The sequence below is a fragment of the Acetobacter musti genome (genome assembly GCF_011516835.1).
GTDB classification, from domain to species: domain Bacteria; phylum Pseudomonadota; class Alphaproteobacteria; order Acetobacterales; family Acetobacteraceae; genus Acetobacter; species Acetobacter musti.
In genome coordinates this window covers 1-15,854 of the sequence record NZ_WOTB01000004.1, presented here as the reverse complement: position 1 = coordinate 15,854, position 15,854 = coordinate 1, and the positions used below count along the sequence as shown (strand labels likewise).

Below are 15,854 nucleotides of genomic sequence, written 5' to 3'. Positions count from 1 at the left end.
ATTCCCCAATCAAACCAACCACATGCAGCCCCGAACGGGCGCTGCTTTTACCTTGCCGTCCTTCCCTCCGTTGCCAGCCTCCCCCCAGCGCCCCCTCCCAAAGGCACCCATGGCCCGCCAACGCCCGATGGACCGGAACGGGGGTCATCGACGTGCTTCCCCATGCCCTGAGGCGATGAACAGCCCGACCGACTGCGGTGCGAGTGCCGTCCAGTCTGTCGGGCGAGCGTCATCGGCATGCACCGGATCATGCGCGCTCTCGCCATGCCGAGGGGCATTTCCTGTGCGCAGGAATGACGCCGGAAAGAGTGAAGATCTCTGCCAGGACGGTGTCTCCGAAGCACCGATCACGATGTCATCGGCAGGCGGAAGAGCCAGCCGCGCGCTGACCGATGCAACGTAATCCCGCGTCTCGGCAGGCAGTGGTCGGCCGGTTGCGAGATGCTCGTCATAGCGCGCGGGACCGGCATTATAAGCAGCCAGAAATCCGGCTTCGCCATAGCGATCCCGCATCCAGCGCAGATAGGTCGCACCAGCCAGAATGTTGTCACGCGGGTCGAACGGATCGTCGCCGAGGCCGAGCGACGTACGCAGGCTGGCCCATGTTCCGGGCATCACCTGCATGAGCCCCATCGCACCCGCCGACGACACGGCATGCGCATCGCCCCTGCTCTCCGCGTGCAGCACGGCAGCAATCCATGAGGCCGGAATCTGCGCGCGCGTGGCGGCTTCCGCGATCATGTCGGCGTAGGGATCGGCAACCGCATTATGCGTCGGCACCGTCAATGAAACGACGGCCGGAAGCACGACACCGAGCAGACGGAGCGCCGCCTTACCGCCGGTCATCACGCTTCACCGGGCGGCTCCAGACCAGATGGAAGGCACGCCCCTGACGATCGGACTGGAACAGATTGGCGCGGATCGGCTGCGCCAGCATGGGGTCGTCGAGAACCAGCGAGAGATAGGTGCCCGCCTTCTCGCCGGTGCGTTTCCAGGCCGCGCCGACCTCTGGTCCGGCATCGGCGTCACCGAGATGGACGCGATAATCGGGCGCATGCTCGGCGTCCGACGATGTCGCCGGCACGATCGTTAGTTCGACGTCGAGGGCGAGCGTGCGCAGCCGACCGGCGAAGCCGTCAGCCGTGCGTGTAAAAGTTCCGATCTGGGCCATGTCAGCCTCGTTTCTGCTTGGGGGTGGGAGACATCGGTGACGGCACGAGCCACAGCGGCTGCGCGCGGCCGAGCACCGCAGCGACCGGCAGGATGCCGAAATAGCGACCGTCAAGACTGGTCGGGACTGCTGCGTTCATGACGAAAATCTGGCCGGGCAGGACGTGCCGACAGCCTTGCCAGATCGGCAGCGGACGACCGCGATGATCGTAGGCGAGTGCCTCGCCAAGCGCCTTGCCGTCGACCGAAACAGCAGTACCGATCCGGCAGACCAATTGCCCCGGCAGTGCGGCAACCGGCTTGAGCAGCGGCACACCGAGGGGCAGATAGCCGCCGTGCGCCAGCATCGTGGCAATGTCGGCCGGTGGTCGGATCGCGATCAGGTCGTCGACATGCAGGGTGCTTACCGATTGCAGGCGATACAATCCGACCGGTGTACTGGCGGTGGCATTCCAGATCAGCCGGGGCGCCGGATGAATCGCCACTGACGTGCCAACACCGAGTATTGCGAAATACGTGGTGAAGAACCAACCAAGGCGCGTCATGACACCGCCCTCCGGCGCAGCCAGGCCTGATGGCGGTCGCGCGTGTAGGAGCGTGCCGCCTGCCCGGAGAGCATCCGATTGTGCAGATGCCGCCAATGCTCGGGCGCCACGTCGACGGGGTCGATGCCGATAGCTTCGATACGATCGACAGCTTCGAGCACCAGACGGACCTTCGGCCAACCGCTCTGGCGCAACAGGCTCTCCCCGCCGGGGCGCACGAACGGCACCGTCTGATACGGCTCGCCGGGACGGGTGACGCGCACGATGTCGATGCAGGACACCACCGTGCCGTAATCGTTCGCTGCCCAGCGCAGGAAGGCGAATACGGTGTCCGGCGGAAAGCTCAGTATCCGCCGACGACGATCGAGAATCTGCTCATGGGCGACAGAGCCGAAGCGGATCCAGTGCTCGATGCGCTTCTCGATCCAGGTCAGTTCGACATGAGCGAGGGTGTCGGTCATGGCACATCTCCAGCAGTATCGGGGAACTCGCGGGCCAGCAGCGCGCGCAGCATGTCGGCGACCGTGATGCCGCGCTGGAACGCCGCGACCTTGAGCCGCGCGCGCAGCGCCGGCGTGACGTCGATGGTCAGCCGGGCGGTAAAGCGGTTGATGGTCGAAGGCTTGTCCGGCGCCCTGACCCAGCGTTCGGGATCGGCGGGACGCGCCGCGAAGCCGGGCGGCGTGCGACGTTCCGTCATGGCGAAATTCCTTCGCCGAGCGGCAGCACGGAGGCGATGCGGTCGCGCGCCTTTTGCGCCATGACTGGATCGATCTCGCAGCCGACATAGCGCCGACCGGCGAGCCGGCAGGCGACACCGGCCGCGCCCGAGCCGGCGAACCAGTCGCCCACCAGGCCACCTGGTGGGCAGCTCGTGCGGATCAGGATCTCCAGCAGTGCCACCGGCTTCTCGGTGGGATGGATGGCGCGCCCATGCGCATTGCGGACCGGAATCACGGAGCGCATCAGGCGCGGGCCGCCATCCTCGCTCACGTAATGGCCGGCATCGATCCGGCCCATGTGGGGCGGCCGGTGTCTCCGCCTTACCGTGCGCGCCCGCGCATCGGACGTGGTGGGAACAACATTGTAGACGGCGCGCCAGGGCGTATCGTCGCGATAGAACTGGACGATCAGTTCATGCACGCGGCGGAAGCGATCGGCATGGAAGCTGGAACCGTTCTGCTTCTCCCAGACCAGTTCCTGAGCATATTTCCAGCCCGCATTCCGAAATGCCGCGTTGGATGCGAGAAAGCTCCGCAGGGAGCCGAAGACCCAGAGCGAGCCGCTCGGTTTCAGGGCGGCGAGTGCCTTGCCGGGCCAGTCCGCCACGCGCCGGTCCCAGGCGAGCGACGTATCGCCATAGGGCGGGTCGACCAGGATCATGTCGTAGGGGCCGTGCCAGGGCATCAGGAGCGCGCTGTCGCCGGTCAGGAGGGTCATGGCACCAGCCCCCCGATCTCGGCCGTCAGGGCGGCGATTTCGCGGGCGGCAATCCCGTGCGGGCGCAGGTCGCAGACCAGGCGGCCGGTGCGCGCGGCGTCGGCGAAAGCAACCCGCTGGCCGATCCGCGCCGCTAGAGCGGCAGGCTCATGCCCCATCAGCGCCAGCCGGGTTTCGCGGGCGATGACCGTGCGCGCGGCGCAGCGGTTGAGCACGAAGCGGGCCAGCAGGCCGGGACGGAAGAAGCGCGCGTCCTCCAGCAGCCGCAGCATCTCGGCCGAAGCCCATCCGTCGAACGGCGAAGGCTGCGCGGGAATCAGCACCAGGTCGGCAGCCAGCAGAGCGGAGCGCAATAATGCCGCCACCCGAGGCGGACCGTCGATGACGACGTGATCCACCCCCTGAGCTAGTTGGGGCGCCTCGTGGTGGAGTGTGTCGCGTGCCAGCCCGATCACGCCGAACAGCCGGGGCAGTCCTTCCCGCGCGCGCTGCGCCGACCAGTCCAGCGCCGAACCCTGCGGATCGGCGTCGATGACCGTCACGCGCTGGCCTTCCCGAGCCCATTGGCCGGCGAGATGCAGCGCCAGAGTCGTCTTGCCGACGCCGCCCTTCTGGTTGAGGAAAGCCACGATCATGGCCCCTCTCCGGGGGTTTTCCACGGATCGGCAGGGGGGCCAACATCCTTAAAGTTAGACTCTTTTAAGTTAGAATCTAAGTTAAGGGCGTCGTAACCAATTGATTCAATGTCATGATTCGGCGTTTTCCGCAAACGATAGCACGGATGCCGTGGCAGTGATGGCACGGATAAATCCACAACTGATAGCACGGATGAACTCACAGCTTGTCCACAGACGCCTGTGGATAATTTGACAGGTGCAAAGGCCAGCGTGTCATTGCCGTTGCGGTCGGGACGCACCGACAGCCGATAGCCGGCAAAGGGCTGCCGCTTCGCCATGTCGCGCAGTTCGAAGGCAAAGCGCCGATAGGGGGAAAGACTGGCGGATTTTTCGTAGAGATGGCGCAGGCCGAAGGCCCAGCCCGCACGCTGGCGACCGCCATGCTTGCGCACGATGCGATAGAGCCAGCGCTCCAGACCGCCGGTGAGGCCAAAATAGGCCGGGTCGATGGTCAGCACGAGCGCGTCATCGAGAACCGCCTGGTAGAACCAGTCGGGCAGGATCAGTTCGATCACGCGGGTGCGCCCTTCCCGCGCGGTATGCCGTTTCCATTCGTTGATCCAGGAAAAGCGGTGCAGTTGCCCCTTGCCGGTCTGCCGCAGCGACGTCTTGATCGTGGTGGATTGCAGCCGGTCGAAGGCCGCTTCCAGCCGCTCATAGTCCCGCGCGCTGTCGCCCCGACCGATGAAGGTCAGGATCTCGCGCGGGCTGGCCACCATCAGCCGCGACGTGCGCCGACCGGCGTCACGCGCGGCAACGAGATGGCTGGCGGCCCAGATCAGCACGTCAGCATCCCAGATCGTGGCCATGCCATGTTCGGCAGACGCCTCGACCCGGATGGTGACGTCCGGGGTCCGGTAATCGATCGGGACCATGCGGGGGGATTTGGCGAGGCTGAAGAACGGAAACGCCATCAGATCCTGTGCGTCACGAGGAGCGAAATCTCCCGCGATAGCGTGGAAGAGTTCCAGTTGCTCGCGCTCGGAGCGCGCCCTGCCGGGCGGAGGCATCAGCGACGGCTCCCGCGTGATGTCGGCGGAATCAGCGGACTTTGCCGCGCGGCCGCCGGCACGACGCCGGCAGTGGTGTCCGAGGTATGGGCGCGGGCACCACTCTCGACCCAGGCCTGCAACTCATCCACCCGATAGACCACGCGGCCACCGAGCTTCGAGTAGCGCGGTCCGGTGCCGTAGATCCGGTGTTTCTCCAGTGTGCGAATAGATAGTCCGACGAAGCGCGAGGCGTCGGGCGTGCGCAGATAGCGCGGCGGCAGATCGCTGTAATTGGCGGACATGAGGTGGCTCCGTGGTCGCTGGCTGGGGCCGCGGGACAGATGCGGCCAGCAGGGATCAGCGTGGCGGAGCGAGGTCTTCCGGGACTAGGACCGATCTCATCGGGGGGCGAGATCGGTCCTTGACTGGCGGGAGATGGCGACGCGGCCGCCTCGAACCGGGCGACCGAACCAACTGGATTTCGGCTTTCGCCCTCGTCCCAATCATACAAAGTTCTGCTGAAGGTTTCGGTAAGCGGACATCATGCTGCGATGACACGAGCCAGTCTGCCAGTTTCTGAACCATAACCCATGCCATATGGTCTGCTCTCAGCAAATTGCGAACTTAGCCCATGCCGGGCCCCATGACCCAGTAGCCAAGGACATGGGGCCTGGACCGCTTACTGCATCGTGTCGCCGTCCGGTTCAGCCAACAGAGAAAGAAAGCCGGGTTCAACAGTGGGGCAGCGGTCTACAGTCCATACGTTCTGGGACGTTGGGATGTCGGTCCTCACAAGACGATCACGCCATTGCAGCAGTCAACGTTGTGTTGGCTGGTCTGTCTTCTCGGGTTGCATCGACCTCACGACCTGACTACCCTGCAAGCACCATTGCCGCGTCGGGCCACAATACGACGAAACCTTATTGAGCGTGCTTACTACCTAGAGAGGTTTCGAAAAAACGCCATGAACTTTGCGACTTATCGGTCGCAGTGGGCTTATAACCCGCTGCGCGAAGTGCTGGCCGGAATGGTCGGCACCTTCGCCCTCATTCCCGAGGTCATTGCTTTCTCCTACGTTGCCGGCGTCTCTCCCGCCGTCTCCCTTTTCGCGTCATTTGTCATTAGCGTCGCCATTTCCATCACCGGTGGCCGCCCGGGAATGATCTCAGGGGCGGCGGGTTCCGTGGCCCTCGTAGCCGCGGCCCTCGTGCATAGCTACGGGCTTCAATACCTTCTCGTCGCGACATTACTGGCTGGCGGACTACAGATCATTTTCGGTGCGCTTGGCTTTCAGGTCATTATGCGCTTCGTATCGGCTGAGGTCCGCACCGGCTTTGTGAATGCTCTCGCGATCCTGATCTTTTCGGCACAGTTACCACAAATGCTTCATGTGACGTGGCACACGTATGCACTGATTGCCCTTGGGCTTGCCATCATCTATCTCATGCCACGGATATCAACCCTGATACCGTCGCCCCTGATCTGTATCGTAGTTCTGACAGGCATCACGATGTGGTATCCAATGCCGGTGCACACTGTCTCTGATCTGGGCACGCTGCCGACAGGCCTTCCTGCTTTTACGATCCCCCACGTACCATTCAATCTGGCCACACTGAAAATTGTGTTTCCCTATGCCCTTGCGATGGCATCTGTGGGCCTCCTTGAATCTCTAATGACAGCAGGTGTCGTGGATGATGAGACCGACACGCACGGTGATCCCAGAATGGAATGCGTAGGTCTTGGTGTCTCGAATGTGTTTGTAGGACTGTTCGGCGGCATCGCCGGGTGCGGTATGGTAGGGCAGACAGTCGGCAATCTTCGGTACGGCGGCCAAGGACGTCTGTCGACCTTTACTGCCGGCGCTTTCCTGCTGTTTCTGATGGTCATGCTGCATACTTATGTCGCCCGCATTCCAATGGCTGCCCTTGTCGCCATTATGTGCATGGTCTCAATCAGCACATTCTCGTGGTCATCCCTGCGTGATCTTGCGCGTTTTCCAAAGCTCTCAAGCCTCGTCATGGTCGTAACCGTTGCCGTGACTGTCGCATCCTCGGATCTGGCTCTAGGTGTGCTCGTCGGTGTTCTGCTCAGTGGTGTGTTCTTTGCCTGGTCTATGACGCATTTGATGCACGTCAAAAAGATCAGAGAAGAGGGTACGGATATCTACGAGGTTGAGGGACAGGTTTTCTTTGCTTCGTCTGACCTTCTTCACGATCAGATCGACTTCAGGACCAATGCGCGCCGGGTCGTCATCAGGCTGAACAACGCCCATTTCTGGGACGTGACCTCGGTGGCTATGATTGAGAAGATCGTATCCAAACTCAAGGCTCGCGACATTGAAGTTGAAATCGAGGGCTTGCATGCGCTCCGGCATGGCATCGTCATGCGGTTGACCAGTGAAAAGCTCCTGACCACCTGATAAACTTCGAATAAATGTCCGGAAAAATTCGCCGTCAGGCCAATTTTTCCGGGCAGGTTTTCCATATCTGGGTTGCGGTATTCGATTACAAAATAACTGCCCCTGCAGAAACATTCCCGATGCAAACATGCGATGGCTCGTGTCAACGTTATCTTTTGACGTATAATGTTCAGGAATGGACTATTTTCTCCTTATGTATCTGAAGCCTCACTTCTTCTTTTCAACGAACCGTCACGCGTCTCCAATAGCGGACCATTTTCGGTTTTCCTCGACACAAAGCACCGGAGCGGCCAGCAGTGAGGCCATGGATACTATCAGCCTCCTTGTTCTGTTCTTCCGGCCCTACAAGACATTCATCATCCACTATCGTCCCCGAAACGGGTGCAGTAGCAGGCGCCGATATCCTCCGTCAGTCAGTCCCCGCGCAAAACGCACCAGCCGTTTCATGCGGAAATGCAGATCATGGGAGAGCCAGTCCCCTGCGGAAACCTCCCGACCGAACAGGACGCCGGCGATCTCGCGCTGCGACACCCCGTCGTCCAGACCGTCGAGCGTCCGGAGCGCCAGGATCAGCCTGCGGATGCGATCGGATGACAGGCAGGCCGGATCACGACCGGGACGCCGCTCCATCAGCACGCGCCAGAGCCGCAAGGCGGCCTGGACACGCAATTCGAACAGAGCGTCGAGCGGCAGAAGCACGCCGACCTGAGCCCCGTCAGGCGGCAGGACGTACAGCCGCAGGATCGTCTCCTCCCGCTCAACCAGCACTTCTCCCGCCATATCGGCTGCCCAAGCGAGTGAGAGTGGCCGATACGGCGCGTCAGCCAATGCTGTCGGCAGGGGGACAACCGCAATCACGGCCGGCGATACCGCAACAGTCCAGAGGGCGGTACGCGGATTGAGGGCCGTGCGGACACTCTCGAAATCGCAACCCCCAGCGCCGGGCGAAGGCTTCGGCGTCTGTTGCGGATAGCGCGGCCCGGCGCGCGGCGCGCTGAAGGGCGGCACGATCGCGGATAAAGTCCCGATTGCGACTGACAAACTGCAAAGCAAAGGCAGGGGCGTCGAGCGACCGCAGGCCCTCGTACGCGCTCGCCGACTGCCAGTTGGCGCGGCTCATGGCGTCGTCTCCGATGCGTAACGGGTGGGAACAGGGCAAGCACTTGCTCGCGAGAGTATGCCAGACCGGCCCGCTGCCCGCTACGCCCCGGTCCTGCAACAGGTCTTGCGGATCACGCAACGATTCCTGGGTGTTTTAGTGAGGCGCGCCGCCGCGCAGGAGATGCTGGTAGCCATGCCTGGTCATCCAGTGCGCCCGCGCCAGATGACTGTGCCAGCAGCGGTGGACGCCCTCGGGGTCAACCACCGGGTCGCGGTGGAGCACGATGCGGGCGACCTCGCGCCAGTCGGCGCCGTCGGCCTCGGCATCCAGCAGGCGGAGATAGGTAATCAGATGCTGTTCGTCGTAGCCGGTGAGACAGGACGCTTCCGGAGCGCTGTCGGCGACAGACGGGTCGAGCGGGGGCTTCTGCATGATGGGGCCGATCAGGTCGGAGAACGAACGCGACGCGCCCTAGCCTGCCGCGTTTCGGTGCCGGAAGTCTCGTTAAGAAACATGACGCCGCGTCCTTGTCCGGACTCGATGAACAGGATGCCCGCCGCCTCCAGCGCGCGGCGAACCTGGTCGGTTGTGCCCTCATGAACGCCGAGACCGCGTTCGGATTCAAGGCGCTTGAGCGCGGTCAGTGCTACGAGGGCCTTTTCAGCAAGCATCTCCTGTGTCCAGTTCAGGAGTGCCCGTGCTGCCCTTACCTGTCGGCCAGTGATCATCCATGATCACATCCGACACACGGGGCATGCACACCAGAAATACGACTATAATAGTCGCAATACGAAGATTCAACACCGTTCTTTCAGCATGATGCCGGAAGAGAGTCGGTAGCGGGGCTCCCCGACGGAGAGAACCTGGCGGTGGATTGTCGGCATGTAAGATCAAACGAAAAACCCCCGCCTTACGCCGGGGGCTCGTCGTCGTGGTATCTGGCCGCGAATTGCGCGCATGCCTGCTTCAGTTCGCGCTCGATCTGCCGGCGCTCGCGGTGGCTCAGGTAAAAGCTGGTCAGTTCGGCGCGCAGCATCTGGATATGGTCGTGTAGCGTGGTCATCGTCCTGCTCCTTTCGTTTCTCGAAGACAGGACTCCGCCTCATGCACGCGGGAGCCGGGTCAGGGATCGCCGCAGGCGACCGGCTCGCCGGCGCGCGGGGGAGCCGATTTTGTCCGGTGTGCCCGCAGGGTGCACCGGGCAAAATTGGGGGGACCGCGCGTCCTTGAGGCGGTTCACGTCGGGCATGGTACAATGGGAAGACTGAGGAAAGCCCTGTTCCCCCCGCCACGCCCGAAGACAGACCGATCGGATCGAGGGCGATAAGCCGCGCGCGCACTTCCGTTCCGGCCCGCTATCACGAAGGCCCCGCCCGGACCGGCCGGGCGGGGATCGCGGGTGCCTCAGTCGCCGTTGCGGCGACCGTTGGGGCGGGACCAGATCAGGCTGTAACCCTCGCCGTCCTCGTCATCGAAGAGATTGGCGAAGATCGGGGCGTTGAAGCTCGGATCGTCGAGCTTGAGGCTCAGATAGTCGCGCCCCTCGTTGGAGCGCCGGGACCAGGCCGCCCCGATCTCCACCCTGCCTACGAAGACGCGGTGGCTGGGGGCGTTGTCGTTCGCGCGCGTGGTCTCGGGGGCGATACGGACGTTGGGGGTCTGGAGCGAGAGGGTGACGATCTCGCCGTTATACCCGTTGCCGACTTTCTTGAAGGTGCCGATGGTGGCCATGATACTCTCCGTGATCTCTGTTATCGAGCCCGCACCATTGCGGCCTCGATGGCGATCGGACAGACGGAGGCGAGCGGCGGCGCATCCCTTGGGGCCGAAGCGCAGCGGAGGACGGCGGGACAGAATTTTCTTGGTGCGCGAGGAATGACGGCGCAGCCGGCAGGGGAAGAAAATTATGGCCCGTTGTTGCGCCATAGCCGATCGAGGCGTAGCCGGCCTTCGGCTAGATCAGCCATCTTGAGAGGCAGCATGCGTGCGCGGCCCGACAGAGCACACATCACGGAGACTATGGCGACCGGCACAGCGCACGAGATCCGGCGGCAACCAGAATGACGGCGTCATCCTCCCTCCATACCAGCCCACCGAACCGGCCCGTTCCGGGACTGCGCCTCACCGGACATGCCCGGCTTCCCCGTTGCGATCGGCCTGCGGGAAATCAGAGCGCCAGTTCGTTTGCTTCAACAGGCGGACCGTATCTGGAACAGCGCGTCGCATCCGCGCTTCGCTGCCCATCGCTCCCCGCCTCTCGATGACGTGGAAAGACAGGCAGGTACCTGATCCATGCCTGCCCGCCGGCTGCCGCGCAGGCGGTCAGACCCGCGCGACGCTCCCGTTGGCCGGTTCGGGCGGGGCCATGCCGGTAAAGCGGACGAACGCGGTGATGCCGACCGCAATGGCGCCGATGACCGAAAAGAAGAGCTGCCAGACGACGGACGGCATCATCATCTCGGCGAGACCGTGCGTGGCGCTATAACCGGCAATGATGGCGGGCACGGTATAGAGCAGGACGATCAGCCCTCTCAGCCAGATCCACGGCGCGCAGGCGAGTGCGATCTGACCGGCGACGAAAGTCGCTATCCCCGCCACGACGCCGACGATCAGGGCGCCAATCACTCCGGCACCGGTATGAAACGCCCAGAGCCCGGCATACAACCCGCCAGCAAACGGCAAGGCGAAGACCGCGAGCGTGAACATGAGCCAGCAGAAAAATCCGATGCCGGCGACGATCAGGAACGGTGCGAAGATCACCATGATGGCGGCTCCCGTAGAGATGACATGATCTGACGGTCACGCCTGCCACCACCACCACGGCGCAATCCGCATCATAGAGAAAACGATGTATCGACGGAACGAGAATCGTACTGACGTCCGCCAAGCGGACGTGCATCGTGGGGCTGCTCAGGGAGACAACGTCATGGCGGACATCACGGGACGCGAACTGCATCTGGTCAAAAAGGCGCTCGCCATTGCAGTGCTGGCCATTGAACAGCAACCAGGGCCGTTTCAGTCCTATTCGGACATGCAGGACATGAAGGGCCTGCTCGACCTTCTGGCGCCCGGCGATACCGAACTCGCCTTCTATGCCCGTTCCGCGCGGATCGCCGTCACGGGTAATCCGGACTGAAGACGGCGCTCACGCGCCGCCTCCGAACCGCAGGACCGGGATACCGAGGCGCTTCGCCTTGTCGGCCAAATTCTCCTGGATACCGGTTCCGGGAAAGACGATGACGCCAATCGGCAAGGTATCGAGCATGGCGTCGTTGCGGCGGAAGGGCGCGGCCTTGGCATGCTTCGTCCAGTCCGGCTTGAAAGCGATCTGCACGATCTCGCGGTGATTAGCCCAGCGAGACGCGACGAACTCCGCGCCCCTGGGCGAACCGCCATGCAACAGCACCATGTCGGGATGCTTGGCCCGGACCCTGTCGAGCCGATCCCAGATCAGAATATGGTCGTCGAAGTCGAGACCGCCAGTGACGACGACCTTGGGGCCGGGCGGGACCAGCAACTCGCCCTCGGCGCGGCGTCGGGCGTTGAGGAAGTCGCGGCTATCGATCATGGAGGCCGTCATCGTGCGGCGTGACACCAGCGAGCCGGTCTTCGGCCGCCACGCGCTCAGGGTCAGGCGCTCGAACTGCTCCTGCGCCTCATCGCGGAAGATCTCGTAGGCGTTGCGGCGCTCGATCAGGGTCAGCCCTTCGGCAATCAGCCTCTCCAGTTCCACCGAGCGTATCTCGCTGCCATCCTGTTCCTGCTGCCCGCGCTTCTGTGCCTGTTCGTTGCGGTCAAGCTCACGCTCCACCTGGCCGACCATACGGTGGAAGATGTTGACAGTGGACCAGAGCAGCGGTTCGAGATCGGGTTCCAGCCGTGTGTCGGTCAGCGTCGCGGCAATGGCGTCGAAGATGTCGGCCACAGCACCCCCGATGCGCGGAGCTTCGGGCAGCGGCCTTGGATCAGGCTCGTCCTCGAAGGGACGGTAGCCATACATCTGAAGTTCAGCCAGCACATGAGCGGTGGATGAAGCGGCGTGCGGCGGTTCAAAATCATCGGTGCGGGTCATGATGCGGTCCTCCCAGGTCTCCGGCCGCGCCCTTCGCGGCCTTTCCGGGGGCGGATAGCGGCAGACCAGGGACGGGCCGGAACCGCGCGCTCGCGCGCGGCCGCAGCACAGCGAAGGATGGCAGGGGGCCGGCTATTTTGCTTCGCGATGTAAAGCGCCCCCAAAGGGGCGCGACGGAAAATAGCTGGCTCACGCCATTGAAGGCCCGGCCCGGCTGACGCCCGCTCCCCACTTGAAAGGCCGGGGCGCGAACCTGCCGAACGGGAGGCACGACAGGACCGCCGATAGAAGACGGAAACCGCCCGCCCCTCTTTCCGGCCCGCTCATGTGCCGGCAGTCTCCAGAAACCGTGCCACGTCCGGTGGCGCAAGTTGCGGATGCAGGATCGCCCGCAGTGCGCCGCGTCCGAGCGCCCGGAGATCATCGTTGAAATCGCCCAGCCGTGGCGACAGCCCGATCACCTCGATCCCGGCGTCATCCGCGCGGGCGTGCAGCGTCGCCAGCGCCTGATCCCCGGCCGGATCATCGTCGCGCAGCACGTAGAGCCGGCGCAGCAGCGGCGGAAAGATCAGGGCGGCGAGATGCGCCGAGGACAGGCATGCGGCCAATGGCAGATCGGGCAGAACCTGCCGCAGCGACAGCACCGTCTCGATGCCTTCCCCGGCGGCGAGCACATCGGATGCCACCCCAAAGCGCACGGCATGGCCGAGCAGCCCGCCCAGGGCGCGACGCGGATGATCGACCGGCGCCTTGCCACGGCCGTCCTCCGCCAGCCAGGTGCGGTGCACACCGGTCAGAGTGCCGTCGAGATCGGTGACGGCGGCGATCATGGCGGGCCAGGTCTCGGTCGGGCTGTCGTCGTCCGGGCGATAATAGCAGTGCGGATGGAAGCTCAGGGCTCCGGTTCCGTGCAAAAGCGTAATGTCGCGTCTGCGGAGATACGCCTCTACGGACGTGCCCGCGATTGGCCCGGACATGGCCCAGAGTCGACGTGCGGCTTCCGACGAACTGGCAGGGCCGCGTTCCTGCGCGGGACAATCCCTTGAAGAAAGTGCCGGATCGGGGCGAGGTAGACTGAGGAAGGCGCGCGCCTCGTCCGCCACGTCACGGAAATCCACCAGGCCGAGGCTTTCGCGGATTACGTCGAGCAGGTCGCCATGCTCGCCGCTACTGGCATCCGTCCATTTTCCGGCCCTGCCGTTGGCGGTGTCGCGCAGCCGGACGAACAGCGACCGGCCGGGCGCGTTACGCACGTCACCGACCAGCCAGTAATTGCCGTGACGGCGACCGGCGGAAAGATACCGCCGGCACACCGCCTCCGCGTTCTCCGCCAGACGACGGGCGAGATCGCCTGCATCATGCAAGGTCATCGCCCTGCCCTCCTGTGTCGGGATTGCCTCCGTCCAGGGCGATCGCCAGCCAGCGATCGGTGGTCATCCATGAAATCGTTTTGCGCCTGCCAAGGTCAAGCAGATGCGCACCGCCGCTGAAGGCGCCTATCCGGGGACGTGAGGCCGTATTGGCCCACTGGAATCCCCATCGGCCCCGCAACCGGAATATTCGCGCACAGCGTAGCACGAATTCCACCACCTGATGCGGATCTCCGGTTGTCTCATCGTGCATCCAGAGTTTCGTGCCACCATATTCAGGCACGATCGACAGGACAAAACCGTCAGAGGGCGGGTCTTCCGCCGCCAGTTCGTCGATGAATTCATTGTAGAGGTCGAGCGCCTTTGCGGCATTGTCCACTGTGCCCACATCGAGCACGCAGGAAAAATGCGTGAAGAAATCAGCCATCGGAAGAACTCCCGAAACGAAAAAGCCCGGCACAGTGGCCGGGCTCGTAAAAACGTATTGGCGGAAAGACGAAGAAGCGGCTTTCAGGACGCACGCTCCATCAGCCTGCGGGCCTTCTCTTCGAGATCCAGCCGCGTGTCCTGGTTGGCCTTTGTCCGCGCCAGTGCGGTAATCCCCTGCACGAAATCGAACACGCTCTCGGGCTTACGGCCCTCTTCGTGCAAGACCGTTTCGATGATCCTGGTGGTTTCCGGTTTCGAGAACCCGCGACGACGCAGGAAACTTTCGCGGTCCTCGTCGGTTTTCGCCACCAGCGCCTTGCGCGAGGCCTGAATGCCCGAGACGAACGAGGCCGGGCTGGCCGTGGCGAAATTCCGTAGCGCTGGTGTCGCCTGATGCACGAAACGGGATGCTGCAAACTTGCTATGCCGGATCGTGATCTGTTCGAAATTTTCCACGCCCCAGAGCATGCGGTTTTGACACACTCCGCGCAGGTAAAAGGAGGCGATGCCGAGGCTCTTGCTGCCGACTTCGGAATTCCAGGCGTAGAAACCCCGGAAATAGAGATCGGGATCACCGTTGGGCAGACGTCCCGCCTCGATCGGATGCGTATCATCCACGAGGAATAAAAAAACGTCCCTGTCTGACGCGTAGAGCGTCGTGGTTTCCTTCGTGATGTCCACGTACGGATTATGGGTCATGGTCGCCCAGTCGATCACACCCGGCACCTTCCAATTGGTATCACCTGTGCCATCGCCGGCGATCTTGCGCACCGCCCCGACCAGCTCATGGTCCCAGATGCGGCCGTAATCCGGCCCCGTGACGGCGCGCAGTTCCACACGCCCGTCCTCGGTTTCCAGCGTCTTGACCAGTTCGGCCCGGTGCGACAGCAACCCGTGCTGCAGGTTGATTGCCGCCAGCGGAGCCGGAAGGTTTCGAAGATACGAGGACGGCGCGGCGACCAGGCTGCACATCTGGCCAAAGGACCAGTGTGTGGGAGCAATCGGGTCATTCTGCCCCGGCACGGTCAGGGTCAGGCGCTCGGCATTGTCGCGGCTCGCCTCCACTCGGATGGCGCGGCTTTCCACCGTGCGGGCCGTGGCGCGCTCGGTACGGGCAAGTGTGGCCGCGTGCAGATCGGACAGGGACAGGTAACGCTCGTCATCGGGACGGGAAAACCATTCGGATGATACGCGGGCGCTACGCTCCCCGCGCGAAGGATCAACGCGGAAGCCGCCGGACGCTGCACCACGGGACGCAGGAGGCAGGATGGTAGTCGTGGTCATGGAAAACTCTCCTCTGATGCCGGTTATTCGGCACAGAAGGCGAAGCCCCCCTCTTCCTCTGATCACCACTTCCCACGCGGGATCCCATCCAACCGCAGAAACACCCGGCCCCTCATTCCGGAACACGGCGTCCCCGTCACCTACCGGAAATCACGACTGCAATGGGGGGGGACAGCGGAACATCTGTTGTACAACGGAAGCCGAAAAAAGCTGACGTTGTTGGCAATCCAGCATCACGATGCTGCCCAATCATGAAAATCAGATAGGTTCCCGATCGCAATCACTGACTGAGTGAGGAACCCCGCGGCAGCATGCGTCCAAGCACTTTGTCTTTCAGGACAAACTGATGAAAAA

21 protein-coding genes and 1 pseudogene are annotated in these 15,854 nt (G+C 63.3%); 2 read left to right on the top strand and 20 right to left on the bottom strand.

Annotated features, from left to right (window positions below):
- Positions 1 to 144: 144 nt before the first annotated feature.
- Genes GOB93_RS04100 through GOB93_RS04060 form a run of 9 tightly spaced genes read right to left on the bottom strand, consistent with a single transcriptional unit; the run spans position 145 to position 5,126 of the window.
- Complete coding sequence (locus GOB93_RS04100; RefSeq protein ID WP_003618774.1) at positions 145 to 846, bottom strand: lytic transglycosylase domain-containing protein; 702 nt, start codon at positions 844 to 846, stop codon at positions 145 to 147.
- Positions 833 to 1,171: a DUF736 domain-containing protein gene (locus GOB93_RS04095; RefSeq protein WP_003618772.1), complete on the bottom strand. Its 339-nt coding sequence runs from the start codon at positions 1,169 to 1,171 to the stop codon at positions 833 to 835. The genes GOB93_RS04100 and GOB93_RS04095 overlap by 14 nt, the downstream gene beginning before the upstream one ends.
- Before the next feature lies 1 nt (position 1,172).
- Positions 1,173 to 1,715, bottom strand: a complete 543-nt coding sequence (locus GOB93_RS04090) for a S26 family signal peptidase (protein ID WP_003618770.1) — start codon at positions 1,713 to 1,715, stop codon at positions 1,173 to 1,175.
- Positions 1,712 to 2,176, bottom strand: coding sequence for a DUF2840 domain-containing protein (locus tag GOB93_RS04085; RefSeq protein WP_048858930.1), 465 nt, complete (start codon positions 2,174 to 2,176; stop codon positions 1,712 to 1,714). Before GOB93_RS04085 ends, GOB93_RS04090 begins: the two co-directional genes overlap by 4 nt.
- Positions 2,173 to 2,415 (bottom strand): ribbon-helix-helix protein, encoded by a 243-nt coding sequence (locus GOB93_RS04080; RefSeq protein ID WP_003618765.1) that lies wholly within the window; start codon positions 2,413 to 2,415, stop codon positions 2,173 to 2,175. The genes GOB93_RS04085 and GOB93_RS04080 overlap by 4 nt, the downstream gene beginning before the upstream one ends.
- Complete coding sequence (locus tag GOB93_RS04075; RefSeq protein ID WP_003618763.1) at positions 2,412 to 3,155, bottom strand: DNA-methyltransferase; 744 nt, start codon at positions 3,153 to 3,155, stop codon at positions 2,412 to 2,414. Before GOB93_RS04075 ends, GOB93_RS04080 begins: the two co-directional genes overlap by 4 nt.
- Positions 3,152 to 3,790, bottom strand: coding sequence for a ParA family partition ATPase (gene parA, locus GOB93_RS04070; RefSeq protein WP_003618761.1), 639 nt, complete (start codon positions 3,788 to 3,790; stop codon positions 3,152 to 3,154). The genes GOB93_RS04075 and parA overlap by 4 nt, the downstream gene beginning before the upstream one ends.
- Complete coding sequence (locus GOB93_RS04065) at positions 3,787 to 4,842, bottom strand: replication initiator protein A (protein WP_048858929.1); 1,056 nt, start codon at positions 4,840 to 4,842, stop codon at positions 3,787 to 3,789. The genes parA and GOB93_RS04065 overlap by 4 nt, the downstream gene beginning before the upstream one ends.
- Positions 4,842 to 5,126, bottom strand: a complete 285-nt coding sequence (locus GOB93_RS04060) for a helix-turn-helix transcriptional regulator (protein WP_003618758.1) — start codon at positions 5,124 to 5,126, stop codon at positions 4,842 to 4,844. Before GOB93_RS04060 ends, GOB93_RS04065 begins: the two co-directional genes overlap by 1 nt.
- A gap of 662 nt (positions 5,127 to 5,788) precedes the next feature.
- Here GOB93_RS04060 and GOB93_RS04055 point away from each other — a divergent pair.
- Entirely contained in the window at positions 5,789 to 7,243 is a 1,455-nt protein-coding gene (locus tag GOB93_RS04055) for a SulP family inorganic anion transporter (RefSeq protein ID WP_003618757.1), read from the top strand.
- Between the two features lie 363 nt (positions 7,244 to 7,606).
- On the opposite strand, the gene GOB93_RS21400 is transcribed toward GOB93_RS04055, so the two are convergent.
- The 7 genes and pseudogenes from GOB93_RS21400 to GOB93_RS04025 form a co-directional block, all read right to left on the bottom strand.
- Positions 7,607 to 8,251 (bottom strand): DUF2285 domain-containing protein, encoded by a 645-nt coding sequence (locus tag GOB93_RS21400; protein ID WP_338422289.1) that lies wholly within the window; start codon positions 8,249 to 8,251, stop codon positions 7,607 to 7,609.
- Positions 8,223 to 8,363 (bottom strand): annotated as a pseudogene (locus GOB93_RS21395) (transcriptional regulator domain-containing protein); the annotation flags it as partial. The pseudogene GOB93_RS21395 and the gene GOB93_RS21400, both read right to left, overlap by 29 nt.
- A gap of 135 nt (positions 8,364 to 8,498) precedes the next feature.
- Positions 8,499 to 8,777 carry a DNA -binding domain-containing protein gene (locus tag GOB93_RS04045; RefSeq protein ID WP_173582257.1) on the bottom strand — a complete coding sequence of 93 codons (279 nt, stop codon included), beginning with the start codon at positions 8,775 to 8,777 and terminating at the stop codon, positions 8,499 to 8,501.
- Between the two features lie 11 nt (positions 8,778 to 8,788).
- Positions 8,789 to 9,073, bottom strand: coding sequence for a helix-turn-helix domain-containing protein (locus tag GOB93_RS04040; protein WP_173582256.1), 285 nt, complete (start codon positions 9,071 to 9,073; stop codon positions 8,789 to 8,791).
- Positions 9,074 to 9,255: 182 nt separating this feature from the next.
- On the bottom strand, positions 9,256 to 9,408 hold the full coding sequence (locus tag GOB93_RS04035; protein WP_173582255.1) for a hypothetical protein: 153 nt from the start codon (positions 9,406 to 9,408) through the stop codon (positions 9,256 to 9,258).
- A 341-nt stretch (positions 9,409 to 9,749) separates the two neighbouring features.
- Positions 9,750 to 10,076 carry a DUF736 domain-containing protein gene (locus GOB93_RS04030; RefSeq protein WP_034931914.1) on the bottom strand — a complete coding sequence of 109 codons (327 nt, stop codon included), beginning with the start codon at positions 10,074 to 10,076 and terminating at the stop codon, positions 9,750 to 9,752.
- Between the two features lie 591 nt (positions 10,077 to 10,667).
- A complete protein-coding gene (locus tag GOB93_RS04025) occupies positions 10,668 to 11,108 on the bottom strand; it encodes a hypothetical protein (RefSeq protein WP_003618753.1) in 441 nt (146 codons plus the stop codon).
- 163 nt (positions 11,109 to 11,271) lie between these two features.
- Here GOB93_RS04025 and GOB93_RS04020 point away from each other — a divergent pair, with 163 nt between their 5' ends.
- Positions 11,272 to 11,481: a hypothetical protein gene (locus GOB93_RS04020; RefSeq protein ID WP_003618751.1), complete on the top strand. Its 210-nt coding sequence runs from the start codon at positions 11,272 to 11,274 to the stop codon at positions 11,479 to 11,481.
- Between the two features lie 9 nt (positions 11,482 to 11,490).
- On the opposite strand, the gene GOB93_RS04015 is transcribed toward GOB93_RS04020, so the two are convergent.
- The 4 genes from GOB93_RS04015 to GOB93_RS04000 all read right to left on the bottom strand — a co-directional run bounded on the left by GOB93_RS04015 (position 11,491) and on the right by GOB93_RS04000 (position 15,500).
- Positions 11,491 to 12,417 carry a DUF2493 domain-containing protein gene (locus tag GOB93_RS04015; RefSeq protein ID WP_173582254.1) on the bottom strand — a complete coding sequence of 309 codons (927 nt, stop codon included), beginning with the start codon at positions 12,415 to 12,417 and terminating at the stop codon, positions 11,491 to 11,493.
- Positions 12,418 to 12,740: 323 nt separating this feature from the next.
- The gene (locus GOB93_RS04010; protein WP_019087054.1) at positions 12,741 to 13,787 is read right to left on the bottom strand and encodes a DUF7146 domain-containing protein; all 1,047 of its coding nucleotides are present in this window, start codon (positions 13,785 to 13,787) and stop codon (positions 12,741 to 12,743) included.
- Positions 13,774 to 14,214: a hypothetical protein gene (locus tag GOB93_RS04005; RefSeq protein ID WP_173582253.1), complete on the bottom strand. Its 441-nt coding sequence runs from the start codon at positions 14,212 to 14,214 to the stop codon at positions 13,774 to 13,776. The genes GOB93_RS04010 and GOB93_RS04005 overlap by 14 nt, the downstream gene beginning before the upstream one ends.
- 83 nt (positions 14,215 to 14,297) lie before the next feature.
- The gene (locus GOB93_RS04000; RefSeq protein ID WP_173582252.1) at positions 14,298 to 15,500 is read right to left on the bottom strand and encodes a DUF932 domain-containing protein; all 1,203 of its coding nucleotides are present in this window, start codon (positions 15,498 to 15,500) and stop codon (positions 14,298 to 14,300) included.
- Between the last annotated feature and the right edge of the window lie 354 nt (positions 15,501 to 15,854).